We start from the raw sequence: 26,624 nt of genomic DNA on the forward strand, positions 1-26,624 counted from the left end.
TGACGCAGCCTCCGGAAAACAACGATCAGTAGGCCGATCTCTGTTTTCCGGACGATCCGCGATCCCGGTTCAGGATTCAGGATTCAGAGCTCGCCCTGGATCCGCTTCATGACAGCTGAAAAATCAAGACCTGAATGGCCATCATCATCAAGCTTCGCGTATATGCTTTCAGCAAGGTGACCCAGCGGCGTCTCCGCGCCCGCCAGAGCGGCAGCCCCCGTGGCAAGTTTCAAATCCTTGAGCATCATCGCCACAGCAAAGCCGGGCTGATAGTCCCTGTTTGACGGGGCCGCCGGAACCGGACCTGGCGCAGGGCAGTAACTTGTCATCGCCCAGCATTGCCCCGAAGCAGTCGAGGAAATTTCAAAGAATGTCTGCGCATTGAGACCAAGCTTCTGAGCGAGATTGAATGCCTCGCACGTACCGATCATGGAGATACCCAGCAGCATGTTGTTGGCGATCTTCGCCGCCTGGCCGTTGCCCGCCCCTCCGGCATGAACAATTTTCTTGCCCATGATCTTCAGGATCGGCTCCGCCATCGCAAAGGCCCGGCGCTCACCTCCGACCATGAACGTCAGTGTACCCGCGTCCGCAGCGCCGACGCCGCCGGACACCGGCGCATCCAGCATATCGAACCCGAGCAGCGACGCTCTCACGATCGCGTCCCGCGACTCATCAACGGAAATCGTCGAACAGTCTATGAACACGGCGCCTGCCGGCGCCTTGCCCGCTGCGCCATCAGACCCGAAATAGACGTCCAGAACATGTTTGCCAGAGGGAAGCATGGTGACAACAAAATCGGCCTCGTCTACCGCCGTTGCCACACTGTCTGCAACAGAGGCTCCGTATTGCACCATCGCCTCAACCGCCGCGGAAGAGACGTCATATGCTTTTACGGAATGCCCGGCCTCCAGCAGATTGCGGCACATGCCGCGCCCCATATTCCCCAGGCCAATGAATGCTATGTTAGCCATTTAGGCGTCCCTTTGTTGTATAAAGGCGAGTTCGTCTTCGCCAAGCGGAGCAAAAAAACTATCCACCAATGTCTCAGAGACAGCCTCAAGGTCCTGAGGATCCCACTTTGGACTATTGTCCCGGTCGATCAGGACGGCGCGAACGCCCTCGATAAAATTCTGGGTCCGCACGAGACGGTTCGCTATCCGGTACTCCATCATCATGTTTTCCCTGAAGTCTCTCAGCTGCGCCCCTTCCGTTAGCTGACGATGCGCAATCTTGAGCGAAAGCGGAGACTTGGCGGCCAGGACGTCCGACTGGGCTTTTGCCCAATCGCTTCCAGCATCAAGAGCAGCCATGATATCTTCAACCGCACCCTTGCTGAAGCAGGCCTCCATCTCACTGAGATGTTGGTAGCCGCTGATCCGGGCAGACGTCTCGAACCCTTCCAGAGCCGCAAGCCCTTTCGCACAGAGCGCCTCAGCAATGCCGCTGGCGTCTTCGACGAAATGCGTTGCAATACCGGCGGCAAGGACATCTTTTCCTTTCAGCCGGGCACCCGTCAGCGCCAGCCACATGCCAATCGCGCCCTCAAGGCGCGGGAGAAACCACCCCCCTCCGACATCCGGAAAGAGGCCGATCCCGGATTCCGGCATGGCGAAGATCGTGTTCGCTGTGGCTATCCGGATTTGTCCGTTGACAGATATCCCCACGCCACCCCCCATAGTCACGCCATCCAGCAGGCTGACATAGGGCTTGTCATATTCCTTGATCAACGTGTTGAGACGATACTCCGCCGCAAAAAACTCAACCGCCTCCCGGCCGCTTCCTTTCCCGGATTCGGCCAGCATCCGCACGTCTCCGCCAGCGCAGAAACCGCGCGTACCTTCGGCATGGTCGACAACGACAAGGTCCACATCCTCATCACCTTCCCAGGCGAGGAGGGCATCGGTGATCAGGGGCACCATATCAGAATTAAGCGCGTGCAGGGCTTCCGGACGGTTCAGCGTCAGCCGACCCGTCCGGCCCTGCTTTCCTGCGATGACGGAACGTTGGCTCATGCCCTGCCCCGCATCATCTCGCGCGCAATAATAACCCGCATGATTTCGTTGGTGCCCTCCAGGATCTGGTGTACGCGCAGGTCACGCACGATCCGTTCGACCTCGTAGTCGCCGAGATAGCCATAACCGCCGTGCAACTGCAGCGCATCATTCGCAACCCGGGAGGCCGTGTCGGTGACGAAGCGCTTGGCCATGGCGCAGAACTTGGTTTTGTCCGAGGCATCTGCATCGACTTTGCGGGCCGCATCATAGAGAAGCGACCGTGCCGCGGCGAGCTCCGTCTCCATATCAGCGAGCTTGAACTGGGTTGCCTGGAAATCGATGATCGCGCGTCCAAATTGCCTGCGCTCCTGGACATAGGAATAAGCCCGGTCGAGGGCATCCTGAGCGCCTCCAAGCGCGCACGCCGCAATGTTGAGCCGCCCCCCATCGAGGCCCGCCATTGCAATCCTGAAGCCTTGCCCCTCATCCCCCACACGATTGCTTACCGGGATACGGCAGTCGTCAAAGTTGACCATGGCCGTGGGCTGCGCACGCCATCCCATCTTGTCCTCAGGCTTGCCGAAAGACAGGCCCGGTGCGTCCTTGTCCACAACAAAGGCCGAGATACCCCGCGCCCCTTCATCTGCCGTCCGTGCCATAACCACGTAAACATCGGAAAAGCCTGCGCCGGAAATAAAGGCCTTGCTGCCATTCAGCACGTATTCTTCACCGTCACGTCTGGCGGTGGTGGTGAGACTTGCCGCATCCGATCCGGCGCCGGGCTCGGTCAGGCAATAGGAAGCGATGAGTTCAGAACCGGTCAGGCGCGGGACGTATTTTGCGCGCAGTTCCTCACTGGAAAAAGAGTCAATCATCCACGTCGCCATATTGTGGATCGACAGGAAAGCCGCATGGCTGACATCGCCCCGCGACAGCTGCTCGAAGATCAGCGCCGCATCGAGGCGGCCGAGGCCTGCGCCGCCAAAAGCGTCCTGTGTATAGATGCCACCAAATCCGAGCTGGCCGAGCGCCACCAACGTGGCGCGGTCCAACGTTCCGGCCTTGTCCCAGGCAGCCGCATGAGGACGCAGTTCGCTCATCGCGAAGCTCTCAGCCAGTTCACGGATCATGATCTGCACGTCGGTCAGAAACATACTCGTCGCCTCAAAAAAGGGCGCCCGCTAATGGTGTGATGGCGGGCGCCCAGTTAGCCCCGAAAACCCCAGGAGGGCAGTTTCGGGTATCTGGTGAAGGGTCATGCGTCCCTGAAGACAGGCGCGCGCTTTTCGCTGAAGGCGCTCATGCCTTCTTTCTGATCTGCCGTGCCGAACAACCCCTGGAACAGGCGGCGCTCAAACTTGACGCCCTCCGTAATCGGAAGTTCCAGCGCGCGGGCGACCATCTCCTTGGCCGCCATCAGCGACGGGATGGAGAAACCAGCGATCTCATTGGCCACGCCCAGCGCTGTTTCCAGCAATGTGTCATGTGGCACAACGCGCGATACCAGGCCCATCTTGTCTGCCTCATCGGCGTCAATCATGCGCCCTGTCAGCACAAGATCCATCGCCTTCGCCTTACCGACAGCCTTGGTCAGGCGAATGGAGCCGCCCATGCCCGGCGTGACGCCCAGTTTGATTTCCGGCTGGCCGAACTTGGCCTTGTCAGAGGCAATGATCAGGTCACACATCATCGCGAGTTCGCATCCGCCACCCAGCGCGAAGCCATTGACGGCCGCAATAACCGGCTTGCGCGACGCCGCAAAACGGTCCCAGCCCGCGAAGTAATCCTCGACATACATATCGGAAAAGGATTGCGGCTGCATTTCCTTGATGTCCGCGCCGGCGGCAAACGCCCGCCCGGCACCCGTCAGGACGCTGACGGCAATGTCCTTGTTGCGATCAATCGCAGCAAAGCAGTCCACCACTTCCCGCATAACTTCGGCGTTCAGCGCATTCAGCGCGTCCGGGCGATTGAGGGTCACCAAGGCCACGCGGCCCTTCTGTTCAAAGGTGATTGTCTTGTAATCGGTCATGTCGGTTTACCCCATAGTCGGAATGACGAACGCCTGGTCGCCGATGTCGCCCTCGGGCCAGCGCTGCGTGATCGTCTTGATCTTGGTCCAGAAACGCACGCCTTCCGGGCCGTGCTGGTTGGTATCGCCGAAAGCAGACCGCTTCCAGCCACCAAACGTATGATACGCCACGGGCACCGGGATGGGTACGTTCACCCCAACCATGCCGACATTCACCTGCGCGGCAAACTCGCGAGCGGCGCGGCCATTGGAGGTGAAGATTGCGCACCCATTCCCATACTGATGATTCGATGGCAGTGCAGCGGCCTCTTCCAGCGTCTCGACGCGCATCACCTGCAACACCGGCCCGAAGATTTCTTCCTTGTAGGACTGCATTGAGGCTGTGACATTGTCGAAAAGGTTCGGGCCGATGAAATACCCGCCCTCATTGCCTTGCAGCGTCAGCCCGCGGCCATCCAGCAGCAGGTTCGCGCCCTCATCCACACCCATCTGGATGTAGTTTTCTACCTTTGCTTTGTGCGCGGCCGAAACAACTGGGCCATAATGCGCGTCAGCATCTGTGGAGATGCCCACTTTCAGCCCGCGGGCCGCGTCGATCATGCGCTCAACGAACTCGTCGCCCGTCTTCTTGCCAACGGTTACGGCAACCGGGAGCGCCATGCAGCGTTCGCCCGCTGAGCCATAGGCCGCGCCGACAATATCCTTCACCGCCTGCTCAAGATTGGCATCCGGCAGAATGATGCCGTGGTTCTTCGCCCCGCCCATCGCCTGCACGCGTTTGCCGTGCGCGGTGCCGGTCGAATAGACATATTGTGCGATGTCGGACGAACCGACGAAGCTCACCGCCTTGATGTCGGGATGCGTCAGGATCGCGTCGACCGCTTCCTTGTCGCCGTTGACGACGTTCAGCACGCCCTTGGGCAGGCCTGCTTCCATCATCAGCTCCGCCAGGCGCATCGGCACAGACGGGTCTTTCTCGGACGGCTTCAGAATAAACGTGTTACCACAGGCAATCGCCACGGCCGACATCCAGCAAGGGATCATCGCCGGAAAGTTAAACGGCGTAATGCCCGCGCACACACCCAGCGGCTGGCGCATCGAATAAACATCAATGCCGGGCCCCGCCCCTTCGGTGTACTCGCCCTTGAGCAGATGAGGAATCCCGCAGGCAAACTCCACCACATCCAGCCCGCGCTGCACGTCGCCTTTGGAGTCGGCAATCACCTTGCCATGCTCGACGGAGAGCATGTACGCCAGCTCGTCGATGTTGGCCTCGACCAACCGCTTGAACTCAAACATCACCCGGGCCCGGCGCTGCGGATTGGTGCCCGCCCAGCCTGGCAGCGCCGCACTGGCAGCATCTACGGCCGCGCCCATCTCGGCCTTCGTGGCCAGCGCGACCTTGCCCTGAACCTTGCCCGTGTTCGGATCAAAAATCTCCCCAAACCGGCCGGATGTCCCGGCCACAGCCACGCCGTTGATGAAATGATGGACCTCGCCCATAGCCGCCATCTCCCTTGATGATTTCGCTTTGACCCAAGACTAGTGGCCTCTTAATCTCCGTTAAATGTTGATTTTTGCAGTCTTTGGCTGCGTTTTTGCAGGCGCTTGAAAATGAACTGGGATGACCTGAAATTACTCTTGGAAGTGAGCCGGCACCCCCGGCTGGCCGACGTGTCTGTTCGGACCGGACTGGACCCGACCACGATAAGTCGCCGATTGAGGCGGCTGGAAGCCGACCTCTCGCTTGCGCTTTTCGAGCGCACAGCGAAGGGACATCAACTGACAAGCGACGGCGAGATGATCGCCCGCAAAGCAGAAGCCCTTGAACAGGCCGCCGCTGAAGTCTCAGCGATCTCTGAACGCGAAGGTCCCCAGGCCACAGGACGTGTGAGGATCGGTGCGCCTGAAGGACTCGGTACCCTGATGATTGCTCCGGCAATTGCCGGCTTCTCAGCGCGCCACCCAGGACTCGGCCTGGACCTGATCGCCATGTCGGGCTTTGTAAGTGTGCCCAAACGGGAAGCAGATATGTCAATCCTGCTGACCCGGCCCCAGGCAGGTCGTCTGATCGTGAGGAAGTTATCAGACTACACGCTTCACCTGTACGCTTCTCCCCACTACCTTAAGGGACGCGGCGCCATCCCCGACGTCACCGGATTGGCCAGCCATGATCTGATCGGATATGTAGACGATCTGATTTATTCTTCGCAGCTTCGCTATCACGAAGAAATTATGCCAGGCCTCACCCTGAAACACTGCAGCCCTTCAATCGTGGCCCAATGGCAGATGACTCGCGCCGGCGCCGGTATCGCCGTTCTGCCGCACTTCCTCGCCGCGAATGATCCGCAGCTTGTACAGATCCTGCCGGATATTGTCCGGCTGGAACGCGCCTTCTGGCTGACGATCCATGAAGACGTTCACGTACTCGCCCGGATTCGCGCGGTGAGTCAGTTTCTGGCCGACCTGTTCGGGGGTTCCGAGGCGCGACTGATCGGGGAATGAAGTGCCCTCTTCCGAAAATTCCAATTCTCTGGGCACGTCAGATTGTAGAAAAGAACGTTTACCGCATATCGCGTATGCAGCCTGCCGTAATCGTGGCCCGTTTTCGCCCAAACTCATACTGGTAACTGCTAAGGATTGGCACGACAATTTTGACTGAAGCGCGATATGCACAGTCAAGATTCTACTGGCGGCCACCCTCGGCTGGGGACCGGGGCTCTGCGAAGCTACGGCCGAAGCGGAGCAACTCCTGAGGACAAGCTTCTTCCCGGCTTCGGCCCTCAGATTGCAGAAACCCTTATTATGGGTTGACTGTCGTCGGTCCCTGCAAAGAGCGAGACAAATACATCCACCGCATTTTCCAAACCATCAATCACTGTCGGGGCATGACGGACGTGTCCTTCACGCATCCACTGCGCAATCTCGCGCCTGGCCTGACGAAACTGATCCGCAAAGTCATATACAACGAGGCCGGACAAGGTCAGTCGTTTGGTAATGACAGGCACCAAGCTCTTCAGGCCATAGGGCTCCGTCCGGTTATATTCGCTCGTTTGCCCGCAGACAATCACGCGGCCGAACTCGGAGAGCGCCGCTATTGCAGCAGTCGTGACCTCTCCTCCGACATTATCGAAATAGACCTGCGCGCCGCCTGGACATGCCCTTTCAAGCGCTGAGGCAAGATCCGCTTCGCTCCGATAGTTTATTGCGACGTCCAGCCCGAAATCAGAAACCAGCCTGCGGCACTTTTCATCGGATCCTGCAATGCCGATGACGCGGCATCCTTTGAGCTTTGCGATCTGAGCGGCTGAGGAACCAACTGCGCCGGAGGCCGAAGAAACAATAACTGTCTCGCCTCCCCGCAGTTCCGCGATCTTCAGAAGACCGAAATAGGCGGTGAGGCCCGCCGGCCCAATTGCCGAAATGGCAGCGGTGTGGGGAACTCTGCCATCGAAAACATCCGTATCCAGCTTTTCTACCGCAGAACTCTTCAGCAACCGGTGCGACGCCCAGCCCGTTTCACCCGTGACAAGGTCACCCTGACTGAAATGCGGATCACCGGAACTTTCTACAATCGCGACACCAACTCCCGGTATAGTGTCACCGATTTCGACCGCGCCTGTATAGGTTCGCCCCGAAAGCTTGGGCCGGATACCCGGTGCAACCGTGTGAAAACAGGTCCTGATAAGCAACTCCCCCTCAGCTGGCATTCCCGGATCATAAGCCTCGAGTCTGAAATCGGCCGGTGCAGGCATGCCCGCAATTCGATTGGCAAGAACCCATCGCTGCTTTTCGGCCATAAGCCCCTCCCAGAAACCAAAAGAATCCACGGCACAGAATAATACATCTGTTTTAAAAAATCAAATGCCAACCTTCCGTCGCTGGCCAACAAGGTCGGTTTCTCTGCAGCCTATCACCGAAAAAATGCTCGGAATGCCTCAGTATTTTCAGCCATCCGCTTCAATCAATAAACCGAAAATGCAGCCGATGCCGTAGCCATCGTTACGAACTCGATTATTCACTTTTCGCGTTCCCGGCCATGGGAACGGGTCGGTTGATCGCTACATCGTCATGCGCCGCATCCGGGAAAAGCACAACATTGACAACGAGACCGCCCAAGACCTGCGGCATACCGGCGCGAACACAATGGCGTCAGAACGCAGCGGCGGGCGCGGCGAGGTCATCGCCCGCATCCTGAACCACACCCCGCTCGGTTCGCCGGTCACACAAATCTACAACCGGTATGACTACGCCGCTGAGAAACGGGCAGCGCTCGAGCTCTGGGCGGAAACCCTGCTTAAGATCAGTACGGCCAAACGAGGGGCTTGATCTGCCTCAATTGTCATTGAGCCGGATACCAGTTCTCAGAGCTGGTTCTTGAAATCACTGCTCCGCTCCCGCACAATTTCCAGGACCTGCCGGGAACTCGCAGCGGCATCCTTGTTGCGCGCTATCAGATCCGGCAATGCAATTGATGAAACAGCATCGTGCAAATGGCCGGCCAGACGCGTGAGGGACAAGCGGGCCGCTTCCTGGGACACGCCCATAACCCGCGCGAGCGTGTAGAAGTCGCGAGCGTCAAGGTTGTCGTCTTTTCCGGAAAGTTTTAAAGCCATACGATCTTTGGAAAAGCCTGGAAACACCCTCGTGGTAAGCGCATCATAGAGCGGCGCCATCCGGACACTGGCAAAGTCCTGGCGACCCGTGCCCTGCGCAATCTTCAGCACTGCAATGTTCTTGAGGTGCATGTCGCCGTCCGCTACGAGCCACGCGAATACAGCCCGCTCGAACAGGGTCAGGAGATCATCGTCAGGGCTTGTCGACAACGGCCTGAGGCTGCGCGCCGCCCGCTCAATCGTCCCCTTGTACTTGTCATCTGCAGGAAGCCCGAGAATGGAGCAGAAATCTTCAAGAGCGAATCTCCGCCTGTCCTTTTCGTCCTGCCGGATATCAAATCGCTCGACCAGGAGCGCTGGCGGCATGTTGTCCGGCATCGGGACCAGGGCGAAGTCGGGCACGATGAATCCGGCGGCCCTGCCGAGGGACAGGCACAGCCATTCCACAACCGGCATGTGTTCGAATCCCGACGTCCCGGCCGGTTTCAGAATATGGGTGAAGGGCTGGTCCGTGGCCGGAATAAGCATGCCCTCGCGATCAAGGAACATCGGCGCCTTGATCTGCACACCGGAAAGGCGCGGCGTGGTCTTGTCGGCGAAGAGGCGCGCCAGGTTGGCTTCAAATGTTTCATTCAGGTGGCCTCGACCCGGTCCTCGGTAGGTCCCGGAGAAAACGCCGTCTTCGGTGAAGGCGGGCAAACTGCCTGCCAGTATGTCTGCAGGCAGAGCGGCGAGGGCGGCGGTCGATTCCCCGACCGTTATGTTCGACAGGTACCGCCTCCCATGGCGTAGAGCGCTGCGCTGGTCCTCGTCATTCAGAACGGTTGCAAGCCAACCCTCCGGAAGTAGAGATTCAATAAAGGGCGGGAGTGTTCCGGGCACCGGGTCCCGCACGAGGATCGGCCCGTCGCTGTTCCCAGGCTGCCAGCGCCACTCATGGCCATCATGCTTCAGCCTGCCGATGATTGCGCCGTGCCAGGCGACCTCCAGGGTGAACGCGGCGAGGTTCCCGACGCCGGGCACCTCCGCGCGGTGTCCTTTGAGATACCGCTCTGCGCTCTCCCCTTCCCTGTACCACTGGTTGGCGCGCGCGAGAGTCCACAGCACGTCTGCAGCCTGATCGGCACTGCCATGTCCTGCGATGAGGCGCTCGGCGATTGCGCGGCGCATCGGCTCGGTCAGTGCACTGGCCTGCTCACTGCGCAGCCGGAAGGCTTCCAGCAAGCGCTGCTCCGGAGAAGAAACGCGCAGGGTGAATTCGCCCAGCCGATCACCGATTGTGGCGCGATCGAGCGAAGGCGCCGGAGGGGCCTGGGTTTGAACAATCTCAAGCGCCCGCAGCCGGGTGCGTTGATTCCTGCGCCCGGAAAGGAACAGGCGGCCGTCCGCCGTAGGGGCGAGCTCAACAGCGCTGGCCGAACACAGGTACGCATGGGGATACAGGTAGTGGGCGATGCGGATAGCAAACTCCCGCAGGAGCTGGTCAACATCTGAATCAGCCTCAAGGTAGACCCCCCGGACGATCTGAAGGAGTTCACCCGCCTTGGCCTTTCGATGAGCCGTTATCGTATCAATGGTCTCGCCAACAAGGTAGAGCATGTAATTATCTCGCATTTCAGATGCGCATTAATTACGCCCGCAGTCGCAGATGTCAATAATTTTCACGCATCTGAAATGCGCAATAATTACACTCTCGGGCACCGTTATTTGCCATTTACGACACCGGATTTGCACGCCTTGCGCGCGATGGGCCTGTTCGCGGACGCTTCCGGACGAGATATACGCCCTCCCTCTGCGCGCGCGAGGCCCTCGGCCAGTTCGGCCACGGCCTCGGCAATATCGATCATGACGGTCTGACGGGTGATCGACAAGCGGGTCGCAATCTCGGTATGCGTCAGGCCCTCCAACCGGTGGAGGCGCAGCGCCTCCCGTCGGCGCGCCGGCATCGCCTCCATGAGCGCTTCGACAAGCGCCAGACGTTCGGCATCGATCAGCTGCTGCTCCGGACTGACCGTCCTCTGGCAGGCCACCTGATCTCCTACCTCCCCGATCTCGCGGGATGCCTGCTGTCGCCGGTGATCGGCTGACTTGAGAAAATTGAACATGCAATTGCGCACCAGCGTGAACAGGAGCGGCCTGAGCTCGTCAATTCCCTTGTCCGGATAGGCGCGGCGCGCATTCAGGAACGCCGCCTGCACAATGTCCTCGGCATCCGCCTGGTTACGAACCCGGATCCTGCAGAAGCGCACCAACTGCCGGTACTGGCTGCGGAAGATCAGTGTGAGCGGCAGTGCGGGAAAATCAGGCCGCACGCCTTCATGTCCGCATACGGATTGGGACAGCCTGCCCGAGCTGACAGCCTTTCCTGTCACCTCCGTTGCGGGTCTGCAATTGTCTGCCGGCGCCATCGCGCGTCCTCCCTGCCCGTTCATCGCCGGACCTTCAGACAATCACGGGGATTTGCGGCAAGGCGCTCGCAAACACGTCTCATGCCTCTCCAGGGTTTCCGACGCCCTGCGCACCCTGATCCGGACTCAGACCGGCAGCGTCATACGTCAGGCACAGGCAAGCCGTTCGCGAAAAACAGGCGCGTGGGGACAGACTCATGCTCTGGCGGGGTTTCCGACGCCCCGAGCCCCTCCGGAGAGATGCTGAGGGGAATCTGACAAAAGTTGATCGCAAACGCAACCCTGAAAGGAAAGGTGTGGGCCGTCGGAAAACCGCGAAGCATGCGCAACGGGGCGCAGGTTTTGAACGGGAGTTCTTATCGCTGCGCCGGCCCACCCCTCCCTGAATACCGCCAATGGCGTGTCTGGCAAGAGCCGCCGCCGCCGTCTTCGCGGGAACCGGAGGGCGGACCGGATCCATATTCGAGACCCGCGAATAACCTCCCAGAATATCTCAATCTGCAATAGACAGGGCCGCCCCGATTTCGGAGAATGGCATAATACTTTCAGATACCCGAAGGCCCGAGCCGTTGCAGACTTCCCTCGATCACCTCCCCCCGGCCCGGCAGGCAGAATTTGCCAGGATACAGGAGGTCATCCTTGAGGAGCTGGAAACCCGCATCAGGGCGGACGGCAAGGCCCGCGCCAAGCGCTACCGCCTCCTGAAGCTCGTCCTGTTCGGAAGTTTCGCCAAAGGCACCTGGTTCGAGGACAGCCGGTCGGGGCGCGCCTCCGACGTCGACCTCCTCGCCATTGTCAGCCATGAGGCTCTCACCGAAATGAGCGCCTTCTGGGGCGAGGTCGAAGACCGCCTCTACACTGATCCACTCGTCAAACGCGATGTCTCCATCATCGTCCACACCCTGCAGGAAGTGAACCGTCAGCTCAAGGACGGACAGTACTTCTTCTCAGAGATCATCCAGCAGGGCATCCTGCTTTATGAGGACGGAGAGCCTGACAGCAATGGAAACCCGAAGAATAGGCTCGCAAAGCCTGGGATGCCCGATCCTAAGAGATCAGAAACTCTGGCAACGACCTATTTTTCGACATGGCGGAAGAAAGCGGTTTTTTGCTTGGATGATGGTCGGCATCACATCGGCGGAGACAAAGACGAGAATAATCATGCTGCTTTCCTTCTCCACCAGGCTGCAGAGAGCGCCTACCGTATGTTCTTGCTGACCACGACCCTCTACGCACCGGGCACCCACCATTTGGGAAAGTTGCGAAACATCGCCCGCACGATTGATGGCCGCATTGAGGATGCATGGGGACCACCGCAGAAGCCTTACAAGCGCTATTTCGAACTCCTGCGCCGTGCCTATGTCGAAGCGCGCTACTCGCCCTCCTACGAGACCACTCAGGAAATCCTCATTTGGCAGGCTGACCGGATCGAGCGGCTGACTGCCATCTCCGTTGAGCTCTGCAACGAGCGTTTTGAACGGCTCCAGGCCGAGGCCGAAAAAGGCCCATGAATCTCGAGCTATGCTCGCGACATACGGGACAAAATTTTCCGAGTTGAGGGCGCGGATTTGGGTTTGGGTCTTCCACCCGGACTCCGTGAAAGCCAAACGACCTACAACAATGCTGCTCGAATAGCCGCCTCGATGAGTTCAACGGATGCTTTGAACCACTCAGTGGCGCTGAAAGATCGGCCATCCGGTCCAGTGACCCGCAATGCTACGTGATAAGGGCGCAGAGCGCGGTGAATACGGCCTTCAGCCTCTTTGGCCGAATGGCCAACTAACTCATACGTCTCCACAATCTCAACGGGGGCAAACAGAAAAGTCGATTGTGTTTCCGCTCTGGCCACGCGGTCTTCGACGGTGCCGGCCGTCGTACCAACTTTTAACAGCCCCACTGCTTCCGGTTTATCCGAAAGAGAACGCAATACATAAACTACCCCTGTTCGCGCACCTTGGAACAGGGGGCCGGCATCAGTAGTGCCGATGCGTCGCGCGTCCTTATCCTCATACAGCCGCCGAACAAGGGAAGACATGAGCAGATTAGACTCTGTACCATTGTCGAATATCACCCGAAGGCGAGCGTCTGGCTTACCATTTCGGCGATGCTCGTCCCGTACGTCTGCCACGTAAACTAGTTGCCCCTTCAAGGCAAAGAACTCACCTAGATCGACCCGCTCCTGCCGGAAAGACTGAGGTTTTCGTATATCATCCTCAATGTCCCGCCGGACTTGTTCAAACAGCGGTTCGAATCTTTCAAAATCAGAACATGGCCGACGGTCGGCCACGTAATCGGGACGAGCGATAGGTTTCAGCTCATCGCGAACTTCAAATATGCCCAATGGGTCAGACAGGAGAGGGTCATCAAGCGGATCAACAGTTGTCTGTTGGCTGAATATTAGTCCACTGGCATCAAATGACGCCAGTTCGCCTAGCTCCGCCCGCGAAGCGCGCAAGCCCGCCAACTCATTCGCCAGCATACGCTCATGGACGCTTCGTCCAGGCTCCGAGAGCGGTTCTGCACCAGTTTCGCCCACAAATGCTTCAATGCGCCGCAAAACTTCCAAGGCGCGATCAAGAATGGGCGTGTGCTCAGCTCTGGGCTTTTCATCCGGCGTGAGGAGCAGTTCATCATTGAGATAATCAATCTCAGACATTGGCATCCCCTCTTTCGTCTGCACCCGCCAGCGCAGCGCGCTTTTCGCGTGACAGCTTCCTCAAAAAGGCAAGAGCTTCTGCCAGGCGTACTTCCCGTCCGTTTGGGGCGTTGAGGTTAGGCTCTCGGATTTCGCGCGCCATGAATTCCTTGATGCGGTCATAAAGTTTCTCGGCTTCTTCCTGTGTCATATTGACCTTCAGTGCTCGAACCTCACCATGCAGGCGTGCAAGCAACTCCTCTGAGAGTTCTTTCGACAGAAGTTCGTAGGCATCATCGAAATCACGTCGCCCTCCCAGAAGGTCGACCTCAAGTTCACGGACATTTATAAAGCGCCTTGCTTGTAGGACGAACCTGTCTCCAGCATTAGGCCCTTCGCGCTCACCGCCATCACCAGGCCCCATGAATATAGTGGGGTCTCCTTCGGTCGCACCCGGTGTCTGTATAATGCTCGGATCCTTGGCCACTTCACGACCTAGTCCGGCCCGCACTCCAAAAAGTCCGACAGCATCTCGCACTTGTTCATCGGTGAAGCCGGGGTAACGTTTTCTAATGATATCTGTAACGACAAGATCATACATCACGTCGGTGTGGTGATCGTCGGGATTGATCATAACGGTAAGCGTCCGTGGATCGCTTTGGACGTCAGCAAACAGATCATTGAAGTCAGTTTCAATCGCCTCAATGGCTCTGTCGTCAATCTCGGGCATTCCAATGATTTCAATCTCACCCGCGTTCGTCACTGGCTCATCCTTAGTCTTATCGCCTGGCGACCCATCAAACTGGTCTGCCCCCTTTTGCGTGCGAAATTTGAAGACCGGCGCCATCACCTGCTCCATGAGCAGTGAAACAGAGATAGCCTTGAGCATGTCATTGACAGCACGGCTGATCGCTTCGTCTTTAGCAAAAGGAGCTGACACCAGATTAGTAAACTGCGCTGCAGATTTGCCCGGTGCGTCGCGCGTTGCGCGACCGATAATCTGGACGACTTCTGTCAACGAGCCGCGATACCCAACGGTAAGCACATGCTCACACCACACCCAGTCAAAGCCTTCTTTCGCCATACCCAGAGCGATAATGATATCGACATCATCGCGATCTTTCACGGCCCGCAGTGATGTAAGTACCCTCTCACGATCGGAACTGTCATCAACGAGGTTGGCAATTCGCAGGGTACTATCGCCCGCTGTCAACAAAACAAATCCTGTTGTAGGGTCCACACGAGTGGTTGCACCGCTGCCGACACGCTCGCCAATGGCATCAACGATGGCATCGACGGCAAACATCTTATGCACTACCGATCCTTCGGCAGAGCCGACGTGCGGTATGTGCACAATCGTCTTGAGGTTAGGATCCAGAGCTTCCCCGATGGCATCAAGGTACCTGCCCTGATAAAAGCGGAAATTAATTCGCAGCGTCTTGAGATGTTCATAGCCGTTGAGCTGCTCGTAGTAAGTGTAGATAACTTTCTCGAAGCGCGCCTCATCTTCCGGGTGAAGAACGGCTGTGCCGTCTCCCCTGAAGTAAGATCCCGTCATGGCGAGAATGTGCGCTGCATCGCTGCCGACTTCTCCGGCGCGATCGATGAGGCCGCGCAGAAGGTTTCCTAGACGACTATTTTCATCCGAGGACGCATGGTGAAGCTCATCGACGCAGACAAGCGTTCTGTCAAACAGTGCAACATCATTGGTTTTGGCGTATGCTGCACGTAGCGTTGAGTGCGTACACAGCGCGGTGACGCCGCCCTCACCGCGCAGGAACGCTATTAGCTCATCCACCTTCCGACCAGTTTCGGAGCCGACTGTGCAGAGGTCCACATCCAGTTTCCAATTGGAATGGAACCCGTTGGAAGCTAGAGAAGTATCTCGGAATGAAGCACCAATGGAGCGCTCAGGAACTGCGATCACCACGCGGTCTGTCGTCCTGGAACGTAGTTTTTCAAGCCCAACAAACATGGCCGCACGGGACTTACCTGACGCTGGCGGCGATTTGACAAGCAGGTGCTGGGCATCGCGCTTGTCCCATACGCGGGATTGCATGGCCCTCATACCCAGCGCGTTCGTTGCTTTGGATGCTCCGGTCGCTTGGTAGTGAAGCGTGGTGGAGCCTAGGCTGTTTTTGTTCGCCGATGTAATGTCGTGGCTCATGCGGTCGCCTTCTTCTTTGCTTTACTTCCGTTCGCGCTTGCTTCTTCAACAACAATTCTCTCGTAGAGTTGAAGCATGTGCTCAATTCGGTCTGCATCCGACCGGTAGCGGCGAGAGCCAAAAATGGTTTCGATAGTTGCGTCCAGTTCCTCGTGAGCAAGACGAAGCGCGCGCGGAATGTTTTTGAGGTTGTAAAGTTCGGCGAGGCTTCGACCAAAACCGGCCTCTTTGCGGGCAAGATCGATTTCCCACCAATGCTCTTCCAGCTCAGCCTTACGTCGGTCCGACAGCGGAGGCAGCGGGAACGTGTTCCAGACAAGTGTGTTGGAGTAGCGAACACGGTTTTCTAGCTTGCCCCCAACGGTTTCAAGCCACAGTCGATGAATCCTCGACGACAAAATGGCCGCCTGCCAAATCTCACCATCAAAGATGCCGAAGGCGAGGTTGGAAACTATGCTTTCCTTCTCTTTTACATCCACGGGCAGCCAATAGCGGTCCTCGCTTGTGGCGCCTGGGACTATGATCGTATGTGAGTTCGCTTCATTCTGTTCGCGAAAAGCCCAAGGCGTTGCGGAAGCTTTTTGCATATCGTCGCCCGCGTCATGACTAGTTCGCACACGGAGAAGATCTTCAAACCTATTTTTAAGCGGTTCGATAGCATTCGCTTCATCGACCTGATCTGCCCGCACCCAGATGCACCAAATATCTTTGCCGTCCATAAGTTCTTCGGAACCGAAAATGGGGCGCAGAAATTTATCCGCATTTGGATACTCACCCAGAATTTCATCACGTTCCTTCCGACTCATCCGAAGGCACTTTTCATTCCGTCCATCCAGCGCCATGTTGCCGAACATCATGGTCTCGAGACACTTCGCTATAGGACCTTTTGCGCGGGTTCTGCCTGTAACGATAGTCTTAACATTGGGAGCAAGATATGGGCCTATAAGATCAACATCTCGGACGATATCGCCATCGAACAGTCGTTTCGACTTATTGTCGGGGATACCCATGCCGACGATGACGCATGTAACGGTTGCGTTGCTTTTAGCAAGATTTGACCACTTGAATGATCTGTGTGCAAACTTTATTTCCAACCCTTCAAGCAAGTGCGGCCAAAGGATGGGGACAGAAGCCCCTTGAACAATTGAGTTGGTGGACACCAACGCAAAAGGTGCACCTGTTTTACGCGTATACTCCGCAGCCTTAAAAAACCAGATAGCAACATAGTCGAGATCGCCCGCATTTTTTACTCGATTTGCGAAGACCGACTTCATATCATTGCGTTGCAACTTTGATTGGGTCTTCGAACCTTTGAATTGAGGGTTGCCGACAACAACTGTCTCCATCCCAGTTTGTGGCGTACAGATATCCAGCCAATCCACCGCTGCCGCATTGCCGCGTTTGATAACACCTGCCTTCTGCAAGGGCAAAAAGTCGGTGCGCTGACCAAGGTCTAACTCCAGCTGTTGATCGCATTGGTATTTGGCAATCCAAAGCCCGAGCCTTGCCGCCTCGCAGGCAAAATCGTCGATCTCTATGCCGCAGAATTGTTCGAGTTGGATGCCGGACATCCGGGCCTCGGCCAACTGTCGCAACGCCTTTATCTCCAGCGATCGCATTTCCTTGTAGGCGAGGATAAGAAAATTACCCGAACCGCATGCCGGATCGAATATGCGGATACGGCTTAGCCGCTGAAGGAAGTCCCGCAACTTCACCTTGTTTTTTCCAGCCCGCTCTAAATCAGCTTCCAACTCATCGAGCAGGATAGGGCCAAGCACCTTCATGATGTTGGCAGGTGAGGTGTAGTGCATCCCCAACTCACCGCGCTTTTCAACATCCACGACAGCCTGTAACATGGAGCCAAAAATATCGGGATTAATCAGCTTCCAGTTCAGCTTTGCGCAATCGAGCAACAGTTTACGGCAGCGTCCGTCCAAGGTAGGCATTGGAACGGCTTCTTCAAACAGCGAGCCGTTTACATATTGTAGTTTGGACCAGCCTTTGGTTTCCGAAGGCCGATCCTCCGGCCGGGTATTCATGTGCTGGAAGGCTCTTTCCAGAAAATCCGCCAGATCGCTGCCGTCTACCTTTGTCGACTGACGCACCGCTTTTTCAAAAACATCCTTTTCGAATATGCCAACGTCATCCGAGAACAGACAGAAAAGGACGCGCGCCATGAAGATGTTGAGAGCATGCCTGTCAGCTTCAGTGGACCAAGTTGGATTCACATCCCTGACGGCGTCATGAAAGCGGGAGATAAAACGCGTGGCCCTGACATCAGCTAACTTTTCTTTGGCTGGGACATAACGTTCGTGGCCACCAAGCGGGAAAAAGATATCGCCCTCAAGCGACAACATATCCAAGCCGACTCGGAGCGGTTCATCAGCAATCTTGGTATCGAAAGCAGCTATGCTCTCGCCGTCAAATGCCAGCAAAATACGGGGCCGGCGGCTTTTCGGTGAGGTTTCAGACTCTTCGCGAATCCGCGCTAAAGCGATCTCAGCGCCCCCTGGCGCGGTCGCTTCGAAGCGCAACATGCGCGCCCAGGTGAACGCGCCATCCTTCGCGGTTTCACGCAGCTTTGTAATTGTCGCTCTGGGCGCACCGACTGCTTCCATCAGCGCAAGGCCAAACTCCCCACCTTCAGGTGGCGACGCCGCCAAGGCGTCCAGATTGCTGTAGATTTCTCCCGGCGTAAGCATGGCTTAGCTGTCCTTTAAGACAAAGTGCTCATCGGAGCCGGAAGCCTCTTTGACGGTCAAACGGAAATTTCCACCGAGCGCAGATAAGCAGTGCGCAAGACGTTCAACAGAAAAGCCCTTAAGCTTCCCATTTAGCACAGCAGAAAGATCAGGCTGTCTCAGCCCCATGCGAGTGGCTGCTTCTGTCTGGGTCAGACCGTAAAACTCCAGCCGGCAAGCGATGTGGTCAGCAATCCCAGATTTGAGTTTGTTTTCGTCGTACTGGCAGGAGTCCAATTTTAATTCGCCCGTCATTTAACCGCGTGAAACACTCAATTATCAGCTTACTATAGCCATATGGCTATGCCGAACAAGCGAGTGGTGTAACGGCCTGTCCATTCGGGTAACTATTGTCGCGTCAAGCATTTGTAGCCACCGCCAATTCTAGATGTGTTCCCCACATAACCCCGCATGTTCGCCGATAGAAGATCTAGGTACTTTGCGCACCGCTATCGCAAGGGCAGTCGTGGCTGGAAAATCTGACTGGGCTGCACGTTTGGTGCTCTCATTCAAGTAGAAACCCTAGTCCCTTCATAGTTCACGGCTGGAGGTGTCCCCAGCTCATCGGGACCAAGGAAGTATAGTCAGCCTTGTGCCCGAGCTATTGATTCTGCCCAGCTACGTATAGCTGAGGCCCGATAAAGATTGCGCGCGCCCCCAAGCTGGACCGGTTGCGGGAACCCGAGGCTCTCGTCCTTCCGCCTTTCCCAGAGCGTTTTCCGGCTGATCTTCAGAAACGCGCAGGTCATGCGGGTCGTCCACCATTCATCGGCGGCCGGAGGCAGCGGGTTTGACACCGGCGTAGGTTTTGGCGGCGCAGTTCGCTCCGGCCTGTCATTTGCGGGCTCGGGCGGCGGCGTCGCGGGTACCGGGCGCGCGGGTGGGTCTGGCCTGGCTGAGAACAGATCGAACTGGGAAGCAGGATCGGGCTTGCGAGCAGGCATGATTTTACTCCGTATAGGGCTCAAGAAGGATATCCTCGGTGACGAGGACGCGGACGGGCGCGCCGGCCGGGACACGCAGGGTGGGCCGGAGATTGAGCTCGCGGCCAACGATCCGGCCGCCTGTGCGGGCGGCTTCCTGGGCAGCGGCGTCGCCGAGGCTGCGGGTAAACCGGCCGTCGGAGGTGTCTTCGGCCTCGTTCGCCAGGATGCTCAGCACAGCAGAGATCGCGATCGCACCACCGAGGCGCCCGAGATGATTGTCGACGCGGGCCTGAAGGCCGGCCGCCCCTGCCCCGTCAGTGGCCGCCATCTGTGGCAAGTCGAGGGAGCTGCCATCGGGCATCAGGAGCCGGTCCCAGCTCAGGAACACCCGTGTGTCGCCATAACTGTTCTGGCTGGAATACGTCCCGATCAGCCGCGCGCCCTGCGGGACAAGGAGATGATCGCCCGTGACGCTGTCATGGACGGGCCCGGACACCTGCGCGATGACGCGGCCCGGCAGATCAGAGTTCACCGCCGTCAGGAGGGCCGCCGGGATGAGACTGCCCGCCTGCAGAAGGTAGGGCGGCCCCGGTGGCGGGGCGGGCGTGGCGGTGAGGTAGGTCTGGCCAGGAGACAGAGCGGCTGCATCCCCCGCTCTGGTATTGTCGATGGCGGCGACGGGCCGGACGGTCGGGAGGTCCCGACGGGTGAAGAAAAGCTCTGCGGGCGCTGGCGGCGGAGCTACCGATTGGGAGCTGGTGTATTCCGTAGTCTGCGGCTCAGGCGTGTCCCAGCCGCTGCCCTCGGGCAGGCTTAGCGCTTGCTCATCCGTATAGAGGTCCTCCGGCGGCCCGTCCGGGCCCCAGAGCCAGTCATAGGGTTCGTCTTCCTCCCGGGGCGGCGGAGTGAGCGCGGCGGTCTCGTAACGGGCCGGCAGGCGGCTGAGGCCTTCGGGGAGCGCGGTTGCGACCGGTGGAGCGGTGTCGGCGCGGCTGCTGGCGGCCCTGGAGCGCGGCGAAAGCCCGGTGATGAGCGCAATGACGATCACCGCGCCGATGATCCCGGCGCCCGTAAGCAGCACCTTGCGCGAAAGCCGCTTCGGCGTGGGCGGGTGAGCGCGCAGGCGGACGGCGTCTTCGACCGCAGAGGGCTGGGCGGTATCCGTCATCGCCCGCCCTCCCTTGTCTCACGCGGCGGGCGGCGCAGGATCCTGACCACGACCGGCTTTTTCCGGCCGAGCCGGAGTTCGGCCTCGGTGAAGATCCGGTCGATCTCGTAACGCCGGCCTTCGATACGGTAGTTGACGAGTTCGAGGCCTTCGGCGGTCCGGATAAAGAGGGGCGGCATGTCCGAGGCTGCTATATCCTCCGGGAACTGCACATATGTCCGGCGCCCGTCATCCCAGACCTTTTCCGGCATCCAGGGCGGCGGGCCCTTGCGCGGGGCTTTGAGGACATAGTCCTCATGGAGCGGGCGGGGCGCCGGTTCGGGTGTGGGCGCTGGTGCTGGGACGGCCGGCGGTGCGGGCGGGGCCGGATAGGTCCAGGCCGCCTGCGCGGTATAGACCTCGCCCGCCGCGGAGACCGCCTCGATCAGATAGGCCCGCCGGTCGGTCACGAGCACGATGTTGGTTTTGAGTTTCGGGGCCGAGGGTTTGACGATCAGCAGGGCCCGGTCGCCCGACAGCGTGTTCGAGACGCTCCAGCGGGCGGTATCGGCCGCCGCAATATCGATCAGCACCTCCCCGGGTTCGAGCAGCAGGGTCGAGACGAAGTCAGGCGAGGTCTGGAGCTCATAGATGGCGCCCGGCTCCCAGGCATAAAGCAGGGTCGCCTCGGAAAACGCGCCCGGCGCCGCGCGCTGACGCGCGCCGCTGTTAGCCTCGGCAAGGATCTTTGCTGCCTCACGCGGGGTGACAGGTTCAGCGCGCTCCGGTTTCAGGCTGGCTGGTTCGGGCGCCAGGGATAAGTCCTCCGTAGACGGCGCTTCCGGCATGAGCGCCGGGATTTCTTCGGCCGGGACGGGTTCTGCCGGCAGAGGTGGTTCCGGGAGATCGCCAGGGACTTCGGAAGCCTCTGCAAAGGGCGGTTCAATACTGACGGCCGGAGGGGGTGGCGGCGTGGCGCAGGCGGTGAGCAGGCCAGCGGCGAGGGCGGCGGGGATAAGAGGACGCATCATTGGTCGCGGCTCCAGCCAAAATCGGTGATGTAGAGGCCGAGCGGATTGACAGCGACGTCATCGGCCCGGCGCGGCGGCACATGGGTTACGGTGAAGAGGCCCGTCCAGGACCCGCTCGCGAGGGGCACGGGGCCCGCCTCTTCCTCGGTCCAGCTGACCTGCCAGCTCTTGTCGCTGCGCTGGACGATCGAGCGGATATGGACCGTGCGGGCCGCGCGGCCGACCGTGCCGAACGGATCCTCGTCCCTTGCGATGGTATGGAGTTTGGTCGCCGCTTCCGGCGTCACGAATTTGTATGCCGTCAGCCAGTTCTCCCGCAGCACCACCGCGTCGGTCGGGCGGCTGCGCACCTGGCGGACAAACGCGCCGAGGAAGTAGGCTGTCTGGGCCGTGCTGGGCGTCCAGCTGCCGGCATTGGTGCGCACCGAAAGGACCTGGCCTTCCGGGGCGACCTCGACGACATGCACGAACGTGCGCTGCTGCAGGGCGACAACCATCAGCGCCGCGCCAAGGCCCGCGGCGAGGATCAGCGCGGCAAAGGCAACCTTTCGCCAGCTTCGCGCCGAGAGGACTGCCGAGCCCATGCGCGCGTCCCATTCAGCCTGCGCGCGCCGGTAGGGCGTGTCGGGCGGCGGGGGCGCATAAGAGATGGCCGGGGAGCGGAACGGAAAGCGCATCAGGATCTCCTTCTGGCGGGTCTGGGTCTGGGCTGGATCTTCGAATGATCGACGCGGGGACGTTCCGAGGGCGTACGGGTTCTGTCGGACTCTCCGGCGGGTTCCTCCTTCTTCCCGCCCATGCCGCCCATCAGGATCCGCGCGCTGACAGCGGTCCCGACCACGGTCGCCGCGGCGCCCTGGGCGGCGCGGAACCCATCGGCGCCTGAGAGATGGGGCTGGCCAGCCACCACCTCTGCGGCAAGCTGGGGCCCGAACCAGGCGAGCGAGAGCACGGTCAGTCCAAAGAGGAGCACGTTAAGCGCGCCGCCCGCGTTCAGCGTCAGCTCGGGCGGCAGCCCCTCGACAAAGGCGATCGAGACCGAGGCGATCAGCGCCAGCACGAAGAGGCGCACGGCGCTCCCTACCACCCAGCCGAGCGGGCGCTCGGCGATCCAGGCCGTTCCGGAAAACACCCCCCAGGGCAGCGCCACGAACGCGGCGAGCGTGCCGAGCTTGAACGCGATGATGGCGGTGAAGATCTGCAGGGCAAGGATGAAGAAGCCGAGCATCACGATGATCGCCGCAATCAGCACCACCGACAGGGTCACAAAATCGGTGAGGATGTTCATCCCCTCCCCGAGCGCCGCGGTGCGCCCGAAGAGTTCGGTGCCGATCCCGGCGATCCGCCCCGGGTCATGGAGATCCTCGAGAGTGAGGCTGCTGCCCCCGGCCCGCAGGCCCATCATCGCGCCGGACGCATTGATCGCCCCGGCCAGATCATTCCAGTTGTTGATCAGGAAGGCGAAGAAGCCGGTGAACACCACCTTGCGGAAGAAGGGTCCGAGCGCGGCTTCCTGGGCGAGCACCCATTGCACGCCCGCCAGCGTCACCGAGATGATGATCAGGGCGTTGAGCACATAGGCGACGTCCCCGGCAATGAACCCGAACCCGGCATCGAGCACGCCGAGGAAGCTGTCGAGGAAGCCGTTGAGGATCGTGTTCTCCATGGACCTCTCTCTTCAGAAGGCCCGGCGCGCGGGCGGCGCCGGCGCTGGCCGCGCCGGCGGGAACGCCCGCAGGCGGATGTCTTCGGCGCGCGCTTCCCGGGCAAGCCGCTCCATCCGCTCGGCCTGCAGGGCGCGCCCTTCGGCAATCATCAGCGCCTCGATCCCGGCAAGCTGCGCCGCGTTGAGCCCGGCGAGCTGGTTGCCCGCCTGAACGGCCGAGGTCTGACCTTCGGCGGCCGCTGAGGCGGCGAGCGCCGCATCGAGCCGCCCCCGCGTCTCGCTGAGGCGGGCAGCAGCCTGCGCCTGCGCCGCCAGAGCGCGCGTGAAGCTCTCCCGGCTTTCTGCGCGCCAGCGAGCGGACTGGTCAATGACACCGTCAAGATCATACGCGGCCCAGGTCTGCGGATAGAGGGCCTCGATCTCGCCGCCGATGCGGGTGATGTCATGGCTGAGCCCCTCCCCGCGCCGGAACAGCGCTTCGGCCTCATCGAGCGTGCGGGCAAGATCCGGGGAAAGCTGCAGGGAGCTCCGCGAAAGCATCCGCGCCTGTTGTTCCAGCGCAGCGATCTGGTGCTCGATCTGCTCAAGCATTCGGGCCGCCGCCAGCAGGTTCTCGGCATGATTGGCCGGGTCATGCACCACGATCTGCGCGGCGGCCGGCGCGAGCCCCGGGACGGCCGGCGCGGCCAGACCTGCGATCAGGGCGGTGAAGAGCGAGCGTGCGAGAGTCATGCGGCGGCCTCCTCTGGCGGGGCTGAGGGTGTTTCTGAGGGATTGTCCGTTTGCGGATTTATTTCGCCGCGGGCGGCTTCGGAGGCGTCTTCGCGGGCGGCGGCTTCGAACCGGCCGATGGCGGCGGCCGCTTCCGGCAGGCCCTTTGCGACAAGCCAGTGCCGGGCAAAGCCCTCTGCGCCATTCGTGGCGAGCACCTTGTCGATCAGCGCCTGGTCTTCGGGCCGGCCGGCGGCGGCAAAGGCGAGCGTGGCGGGGCCAAGTTCCAGCTCGATCCGGCGGCTTCCCGCGCGCCCGGCGATGTAATAGTCCCGCTTGGGTTCGGCTTCGGCGATCAGCGCGACCTGCCGGTCATTGAGACCGGCGGCTTCATAGAAGGCGCGGGTCGCCGGCTCGCGCGCTCGGTCGTTCGGCAGGAAGATCCGCGTCGGGCAGTTCTCCAGCACGGCGGCCGCAATCGGCGAGCGGGTCACATCGGCGAGTGCCTGGCTCGCAAACACCACTGCGACATTCTGCTTGCGGAGGGTCTTGAGCCAGGTCTCGATCTCGGCGGCAAAGGCGGTGTCTTTGAGATAGAGCCAGGCTTCGTCCAGCACCAGGAGGCTCGGCCGCCCGTCGAAGCGTTGTGCCAGACTGCGAAAGATCACCGGCAGCACGGCGCGCGCCGCCCGGGGCTGGCGCAGCAGCGCGCCCACTTCGAAGGCTGTCACGTCTGCGGTGCCCGCCTGTTCCCGGTCCTGGTCCAGCAGCGCGCCGAGCGGGCCGGCATGGGTGAAGGGCGCGAGCGCGCCGCGAAGGGACGCGTCCTGCACGAAGGCGGAGAGCAGCGACAGGGTCCGCTCGGAGACGGGGCGTTCGGCGAGGAGCTGCAGCGCCCGGCCGAGTTCTAGACGCAGCTCAGGTGTGAGCGGGACGCCTTCGGCTTCGATGAGGTCGCAGAGCCAGCCTTCCGCCCAGGCGCGCTCAGCCAGCACCTCAATCCGGCCGAGCGGCTGGAAGCCCGGCGCCAGGGCCGGGTCCTCTGCTTCCGGATCGAGGAAGGTCCCGCCCAGCCCCAGCACCATGGCGCGGCAGGACCGGCCGGTATCGAACACGAAGGCCTGCGCGCGCGGGTAGCGCATCCATTGCGCAATCAGCGTCGCGATCAGCACGGATTTTCCCGCCCCGGTCGGGCCGATAACGAGGGTATGGCCGGTATCCCCCGCATGAAGGTTCAGGCGGAAGGGGGTTGCCCCGTCCGTCGCCGCGAGCATCAGCGGCGGGCCATCCAGATGCGCATTCCACGCCGCCCCCGGCCAGACGGCGCTGGTCGGGAGGAGATGGGCAAGGTTGGGCGTCAGCAGCACCGGGCGGCGGACATCGGCATAGGCCTGGCCGGGCAGGCTCCCAAGCCAGGCTTCGAGCGCGTTGACGCTTTCGACCACTGTCACGAAGCCCAGCCCGTCCGTGACCTGACGGATCATGGCGATGGCTTCGTCGGCTGCGCCCGGATCCGGCTCCGCCACCGTGATGGTCAGCGTGACATAGCCTGCCCCGCCCCCCTCGCCGAGCAGGGTCTGGAGGGCGCCGTCCGCATCGGCCGCCTGATTGGCGGCGTCATTGTCCTGGAGGGCGGCCTCCTCGCGGAAGAGGGCTTCGCGCAGCAGGGTCGCGAGCCCCTTGCGCTTGGAGAACCAGCGCCGCCGCGCCCGCTCGATCTCCCGTCGTGCCTCATCCGGCGACAGGGGCAGAAAGCGCGTCACCCAGCGATAGGCCAGCGGCAGGCGGTTGAGGGCGTCCAGAAGACCCGCCTCGCTGGCACTGACGAAGCCGCGCACCGAGAGAACGCGCAGATGCCGGGCGCCGAGCCGGGGCGCGAGGCCGCCCGTCAGCGGCGTGTCGGTCAGCAGCGCATCGAGATGGAACGGCGTCTCGGGCACGGCGAGCCGGCTGAGCGCCCGGTCAGAGACCGCGTCATGCAGGAAGCCGAGGGTGTCGCCATCATCCAGCCAGCGCGCCTCCGGCATCAGGGGTTCAAGCGCCCTCCTGACCTGGTCGGTCTCTTCGGCAAAGCGGGCAAGCCGGGCGTGGTAGTCAGTCTTCGGGGTGGCCGCCTCCCCGCCTTCGAAGAGGAGGGATTCCAGCCGCCCCTCTTTCTCCGGAGGCGGCAGGAAAGTCAGGGTCAGGAAATACCCCGTCTCGAACCGCGCCCCGGCCGTCTCGAAGAGGAGGCGGCGCTCTTCGTCGATCAGCCAGGCAAGCCCGTGCCGGAAGTCCGTCTCCGGATAACCCGGCGCCGGGCGGCGGCGCGCCTCAGCATGCAGGCACCAGCCCGATCCCAGCCGCCGCAGGGTGTTCGACAGCCGGCTGGAGGCGCCCATCAACTCGGCAAGCGAGGCCGAGTCGAGATCCGGGCCCCGGAAGGCGAGCGTGCGCTGGAAGGCGCCGTCCTTGTTCAGAACGATGCCCGGCGCCACGAGCGCCCCCCAGGGGAGATAGTCGCTGAGGCGCGCCGGGTGGCGGCGGTAGGGGCGGAGATCCATCATC

The 26,624-nt window shown here is 60.6% G+C and carries 21 protein-coding genes; 3 read left to right on the forward strand and 18 right to left on the reverse strand.

Going from position 1 to position 26,624, the window contains the following annotated elements; translation table 11 throughout:
- Positions 1-83 precede the first annotated feature (83 nt).
- The 5 genes from mmsB to HPO_RS04725 all read right to left on the reverse strand — a co-directional run bounded on the left by mmsB (position 84) and on the right by HPO_RS04725 (position 5,532).
- Entirely contained in the window at positions 84-974 is an 891-nt protein-coding gene (mmsB, locus tag HPO_RS04705) for a 3-hydroxyisobutyrate dehydrogenase (protein ID WP_035595159.1), read from the reverse strand.
- A complete protein-coding gene (locus tag HPO_RS04710; RefSeq protein WP_035595162.1) occupies positions 975-2,015 on the reverse strand; it encodes an enoyl-CoA hydratase/isomerase family protein in 1,041 nt (346 codons plus the stop codon).
- Entirely contained in the window at positions 2,012-3,151 is a 1,140-nt protein-coding gene (locus HPO_RS04715) for an acyl-CoA dehydrogenase family protein (protein WP_035595165.1), read from the reverse strand. Before HPO_RS04715 ends, HPO_RS04710 begins: the two co-directional genes overlap by 4 nt.
- 101 nt (positions 3,152-3,252) lie before the next feature.
- Positions 3,253-4,029 (reverse strand): enoyl-CoA hydratase-related protein, encoded by a 777-nt coding sequence (locus HPO_RS04720; protein WP_035595168.1) that lies wholly within the window; start codon positions 4,027-4,029, stop codon positions 3,253-3,255.
- A 6-nt stretch (positions 4,030-4,035) separates the two neighbouring features.
- Positions 4,036-5,532 (reverse strand): CoA-acylating methylmalonate-semialdehyde dehydrogenase, encoded by a 1,497-nt coding sequence (locus tag HPO_RS04725; protein ID WP_035595171.1) that lies wholly within the window; start codon positions 5,530-5,532, stop codon positions 4,036-4,038.
- Between the two features lie 111 nt (positions 5,533-5,643).
- Here HPO_RS04725 and HPO_RS04730 point away from each other — a divergent pair, with 111 nt between their 5' ends.
- Positions 5,644-6,534: a LysR family transcriptional regulator gene (locus tag HPO_RS04730; RefSeq protein WP_035595172.1), complete on the forward strand. Its 891-nt coding sequence runs from the start codon at positions 5,644-5,646 to the stop codon at positions 6,532-6,534.
- 278 nt (positions 6,535-6,812) lie between these two features.
- Here the strand turns inward: HPO_RS04730 and HPO_RS04735 are convergent, their stop codons facing one another.
- The gene (locus HPO_RS04735) at positions 6,813-7,829 is read right to left on the reverse strand and encodes an MDR family NADP-dependent oxidoreductase (protein WP_035595173.1); all 1,017 of its coding nucleotides are present in this window, start codon (positions 7,827-7,829) and stop codon (positions 6,813-6,815) included.
- 346 nt (positions 7,830-8,175) lie between these two features.
- On the opposite strand from HPO_RS04735, the gene HPO_RS04740 reads away from it, so the two are divergent.
- Complete coding sequence (locus tag HPO_RS04740; protein ID WP_157532673.1) at positions 8,176-8,358, forward strand: site-specific integrase; 183 nt, start codon at positions 8,176-8,178, stop codon at positions 8,356-8,358.
- Positions 8,359-8,393: 35 nt separating this feature from the next.
- Here HPO_RS04740 and HPO_RS04745 read toward each other — a convergent pair whose 3' ends face one another.
- Positions 8,394-10,244 (reverse strand): HipA domain-containing protein, encoded by a 1,851-nt coding sequence (locus HPO_RS04745; RefSeq protein ID WP_035595175.1) that lies wholly within the window; start codon positions 10,242-10,244, stop codon positions 8,394-8,396.
- Positions 10,245-10,348: 104 nt separating this feature from the next.
- A complete protein-coding gene (locus tag HPO_RS19580; RefSeq protein WP_162174007.1) occupies positions 10,349-10,957 on the reverse strand; it encodes an RNA polymerase sigma factor in 609 nt (202 codons plus the stop codon).
- 665 nt (positions 10,958-11,622) lie between these two features.
- Here HPO_RS19580 and HPO_RS04755 point away from each other — a divergent pair.
- Positions 11,623-12,564: a HEPN domain-containing protein gene (locus HPO_RS04755; RefSeq protein ID WP_051612289.1), complete on the forward strand. Its 942-nt coding sequence runs from the start codon at positions 11,623-11,625 to the stop codon at positions 12,562-12,564.
- Positions 12,565-12,665: 101 nt separating this feature from the next.
- Here HPO_RS04755 and HPO_RS19585 read toward each other — a convergent pair whose 3' ends face one another.
- From HPO_RS19585 to trbE, 10 genes are all read right to left on the reverse strand, one after another.
- Entirely contained in the window at positions 12,666-13,709 is a 1,044-nt protein-coding gene (locus HPO_RS19585; protein WP_051612290.1) for a GIY-YIG nuclease family protein, read from the reverse strand.
- Entirely contained in the window at positions 13,702-15,855 is a 2,154-nt protein-coding gene (locus HPO_RS04765) for a DEAD/DEAH box helicase (RefSeq protein ID WP_051612291.1), read from the reverse strand. The genes HPO_RS19585 and HPO_RS04765 overlap by 8 nt, the downstream gene beginning before the upstream one ends.
- Positions 15,852-18,557: a class I SAM-dependent DNA methyltransferase gene (locus tag HPO_RS04770; protein WP_051612292.1), complete on the reverse strand. Its 2,706-nt coding sequence runs from the start codon at positions 18,555-18,557 to the stop codon at positions 15,852-15,854. The genes HPO_RS04765 and HPO_RS04770 overlap by 4 nt, the downstream gene beginning before the upstream one ends.
- 3 nt (positions 18,558-18,560) lie before the next feature.
- A complete protein-coding gene (locus HPO_RS04775; protein ID WP_051612293.1) occupies positions 18,561-18,851 on the reverse strand; it encodes a helix-turn-helix domain-containing protein in 291 nt (96 codons plus the stop codon).
- A 693-nt stretch (positions 18,852-19,544) separates the two neighbouring features.
- Entirely contained in the window at positions 19,545-20,690 is a 1,146-nt protein-coding gene (locus HPO_RS19590; protein WP_051612294.1) for a TraB/TrbI/VirB10 family type IV secretion system protein, read from the reverse strand.
- The gene (locus HPO_RS04785; protein ID WP_051612295.1) at positions 20,687-21,700 is read right to left on the reverse strand and encodes a TrbG/VirB9 family P-type conjugative transfer protein; all 1,014 of its coding nucleotides are present in this window, start codon (positions 21,698-21,700) and stop codon (positions 20,687-20,689) included. Before HPO_RS04785 ends, HPO_RS19590 begins: the two co-directional genes overlap by 4 nt.
- Positions 21,697-22,377 carry a conjugal transfer protein TrbF gene (gene trbF / locus HPO_RS04790; protein WP_035595189.1) on the reverse strand — a complete coding sequence of 227 codons (681 nt, stop codon included), beginning with the start codon at positions 22,375-22,377 and terminating at the stop codon, positions 21,697-21,699. The genes HPO_RS04785 and trbF overlap by 4 nt, the downstream gene beginning before the upstream one ends.
- Positions 22,377-23,366 (reverse strand): type IV secretion system protein, encoded by a 990-nt coding sequence (locus HPO_RS04795; protein ID WP_051612296.1) that lies wholly within the window; start codon positions 23,364-23,366, stop codon positions 22,377-22,379. Before HPO_RS04795 ends, trbF begins: the two co-directional genes overlap by 1 nt.
- Positions 23,367-23,378: 12 nt before the next feature.
- Positions 23,379-24,098: a TrbJ/VirB5 family protein gene (locus HPO_RS04800; RefSeq protein ID WP_035595194.1), complete on the reverse strand. Its 720-nt coding sequence runs from the start codon at positions 24,096-24,098 to the stop codon at positions 23,379-23,381.
- Entirely contained in the window at positions 24,095-26,623 is a 2,529-nt protein-coding gene (trbE, locus tag HPO_RS04805; RefSeq protein WP_051612297.1) for a conjugal transfer protein TrbE, read from the reverse strand. The genes HPO_RS04800 and trbE overlap by 4 nt, the downstream gene beginning before the upstream one ends.
- Position 26,624 lies beyond the last annotated feature (1 nt).

Source organism: Hyphomonas polymorpha PS728 (assembly GCF_000685315.1).
GTDB classification, from domain to species: domain Bacteria; phylum Pseudomonadota; class Alphaproteobacteria; order Caulobacterales; family Hyphomonadaceae; genus Hyphomonas; species Hyphomonas polymorpha.

Coding starts and splice junctions, on each gene's coding strand:
- mmsB (WP_035595159.1), bottom strand. CDS start 974: ATGGCTAACATAGCATTCATTGGCCTGGGGAATATGGGGCGCGGCATG.
- HPO_RS04710 (WP_035595162.1), bottom strand. CDS start 2,015: ATGAGCCAACGTTCCGTCATCGCAGGAAAGCAGGGCCGGACGGGTCGG.
- HPO_RS04715 (WP_035595165.1), bottom strand. CDS start 3,151: ATGTTTCTGACCGACGTGCAGATCATGATCCGTGAACTGGCTGAGAGC.
- HPO_RS04720 (WP_035595168.1), bottom strand. CDS start 4,029: ATGACCGATTACAAGACAATCACCTTTGAACAGAAGGGCCGCGTGGCC.
- HPO_RS04725 (WP_035595171.1), bottom strand. CDS start 5,532: ATGGGCGAGGTCCATCATTTCATCAACGGCGTGGCTGTGGCCGGGACA.
- HPO_RS04730 (WP_035595172.1), top strand. CDS start 5,644: ATGAACTGGGATGACCTGAAATTACTCTTGGAAGTGAGCCGGCACCCC.
- HPO_RS04735 (WP_035595173.1), bottom strand. CDS start 7,829: ATGGCCGAAAAGCAGCGATGGGTTCTTGCCAATCGAATTGCGGGCATG.
- HPO_RS04740 (WP_157532673.1), top strand. CDS start 8,176: ATGGCGTCAGAACGCAGCGGCGGGCGCGGCGAGGTCATCGCCCGCATC.
- HPO_RS04745 (WP_035595175.1), bottom strand. CDS start 10,244: ATGCTCTACCTTGTTGGCGAGACCATTGATACGATAACGGCTCATCGA.
- HPO_RS19585 (WP_051612290.1), bottom strand. CDS start 13,709: ATGTCTGAGATTGATTATCTCAATGATGAACTGCTCCTCACGCCGGAT.
- HPO_RS04765 (WP_051612291.1), bottom strand. CDS start 15,855: ATGAGCCACGACATTACATCGGCGAACAAAAACAGCCTAGGCTCCACC.
- HPO_RS04770 (WP_051612292.1), bottom strand. CDS start 18,557: ATGCTTACGCCGGGAGAAATCTACAGCAATCTGGACGCCTTGGCGGCG.
- HPO_RS04775 (WP_051612293.1), bottom strand. CDS start 18,851: ATGACGGGCGAATTAAAATTGGACTCCTGCCAGTACGACGAAAACAAA.
- HPO_RS19590 (WP_051612294.1), bottom strand. CDS start 20,690: ATGACGGATACCGCCCAGCCCTCTGCGGTCGAAGACGCCGTCCGCCTG.
- HPO_RS04785 (WP_051612295.1), bottom strand. CDS start 21,700: ATGATGCGTCCTCTTATCCCCGCCGCCCTCGCCGCTGGCCTGCTCACC.
- trbF (WP_035595189.1), bottom strand. CDS start 22,377: ATGCGCTTTCCGTTCCGCTCCCCGGCCATCTCTTATGCGCCCCCGCCG.
- HPO_RS04795 (WP_051612296.1), bottom strand. CDS start 23,366: ATGGAGAACACGATCCTCAACGGCTTCCTCGACAGCTTCCTCGGCGTG.
- HPO_RS04800 (WP_035595194.1), bottom strand. CDS start 24,098: ATGACTCTCGCACGCTCGCTCTTCACCGCCCTGATCGCAGGTCTGGCC.
- trbE (WP_051612297.1), bottom strand. CDS start 26,623: ATGATGGATCTCCGCCCCTACCGCCGCCACCCGGCGCGCCTCAGCGAC.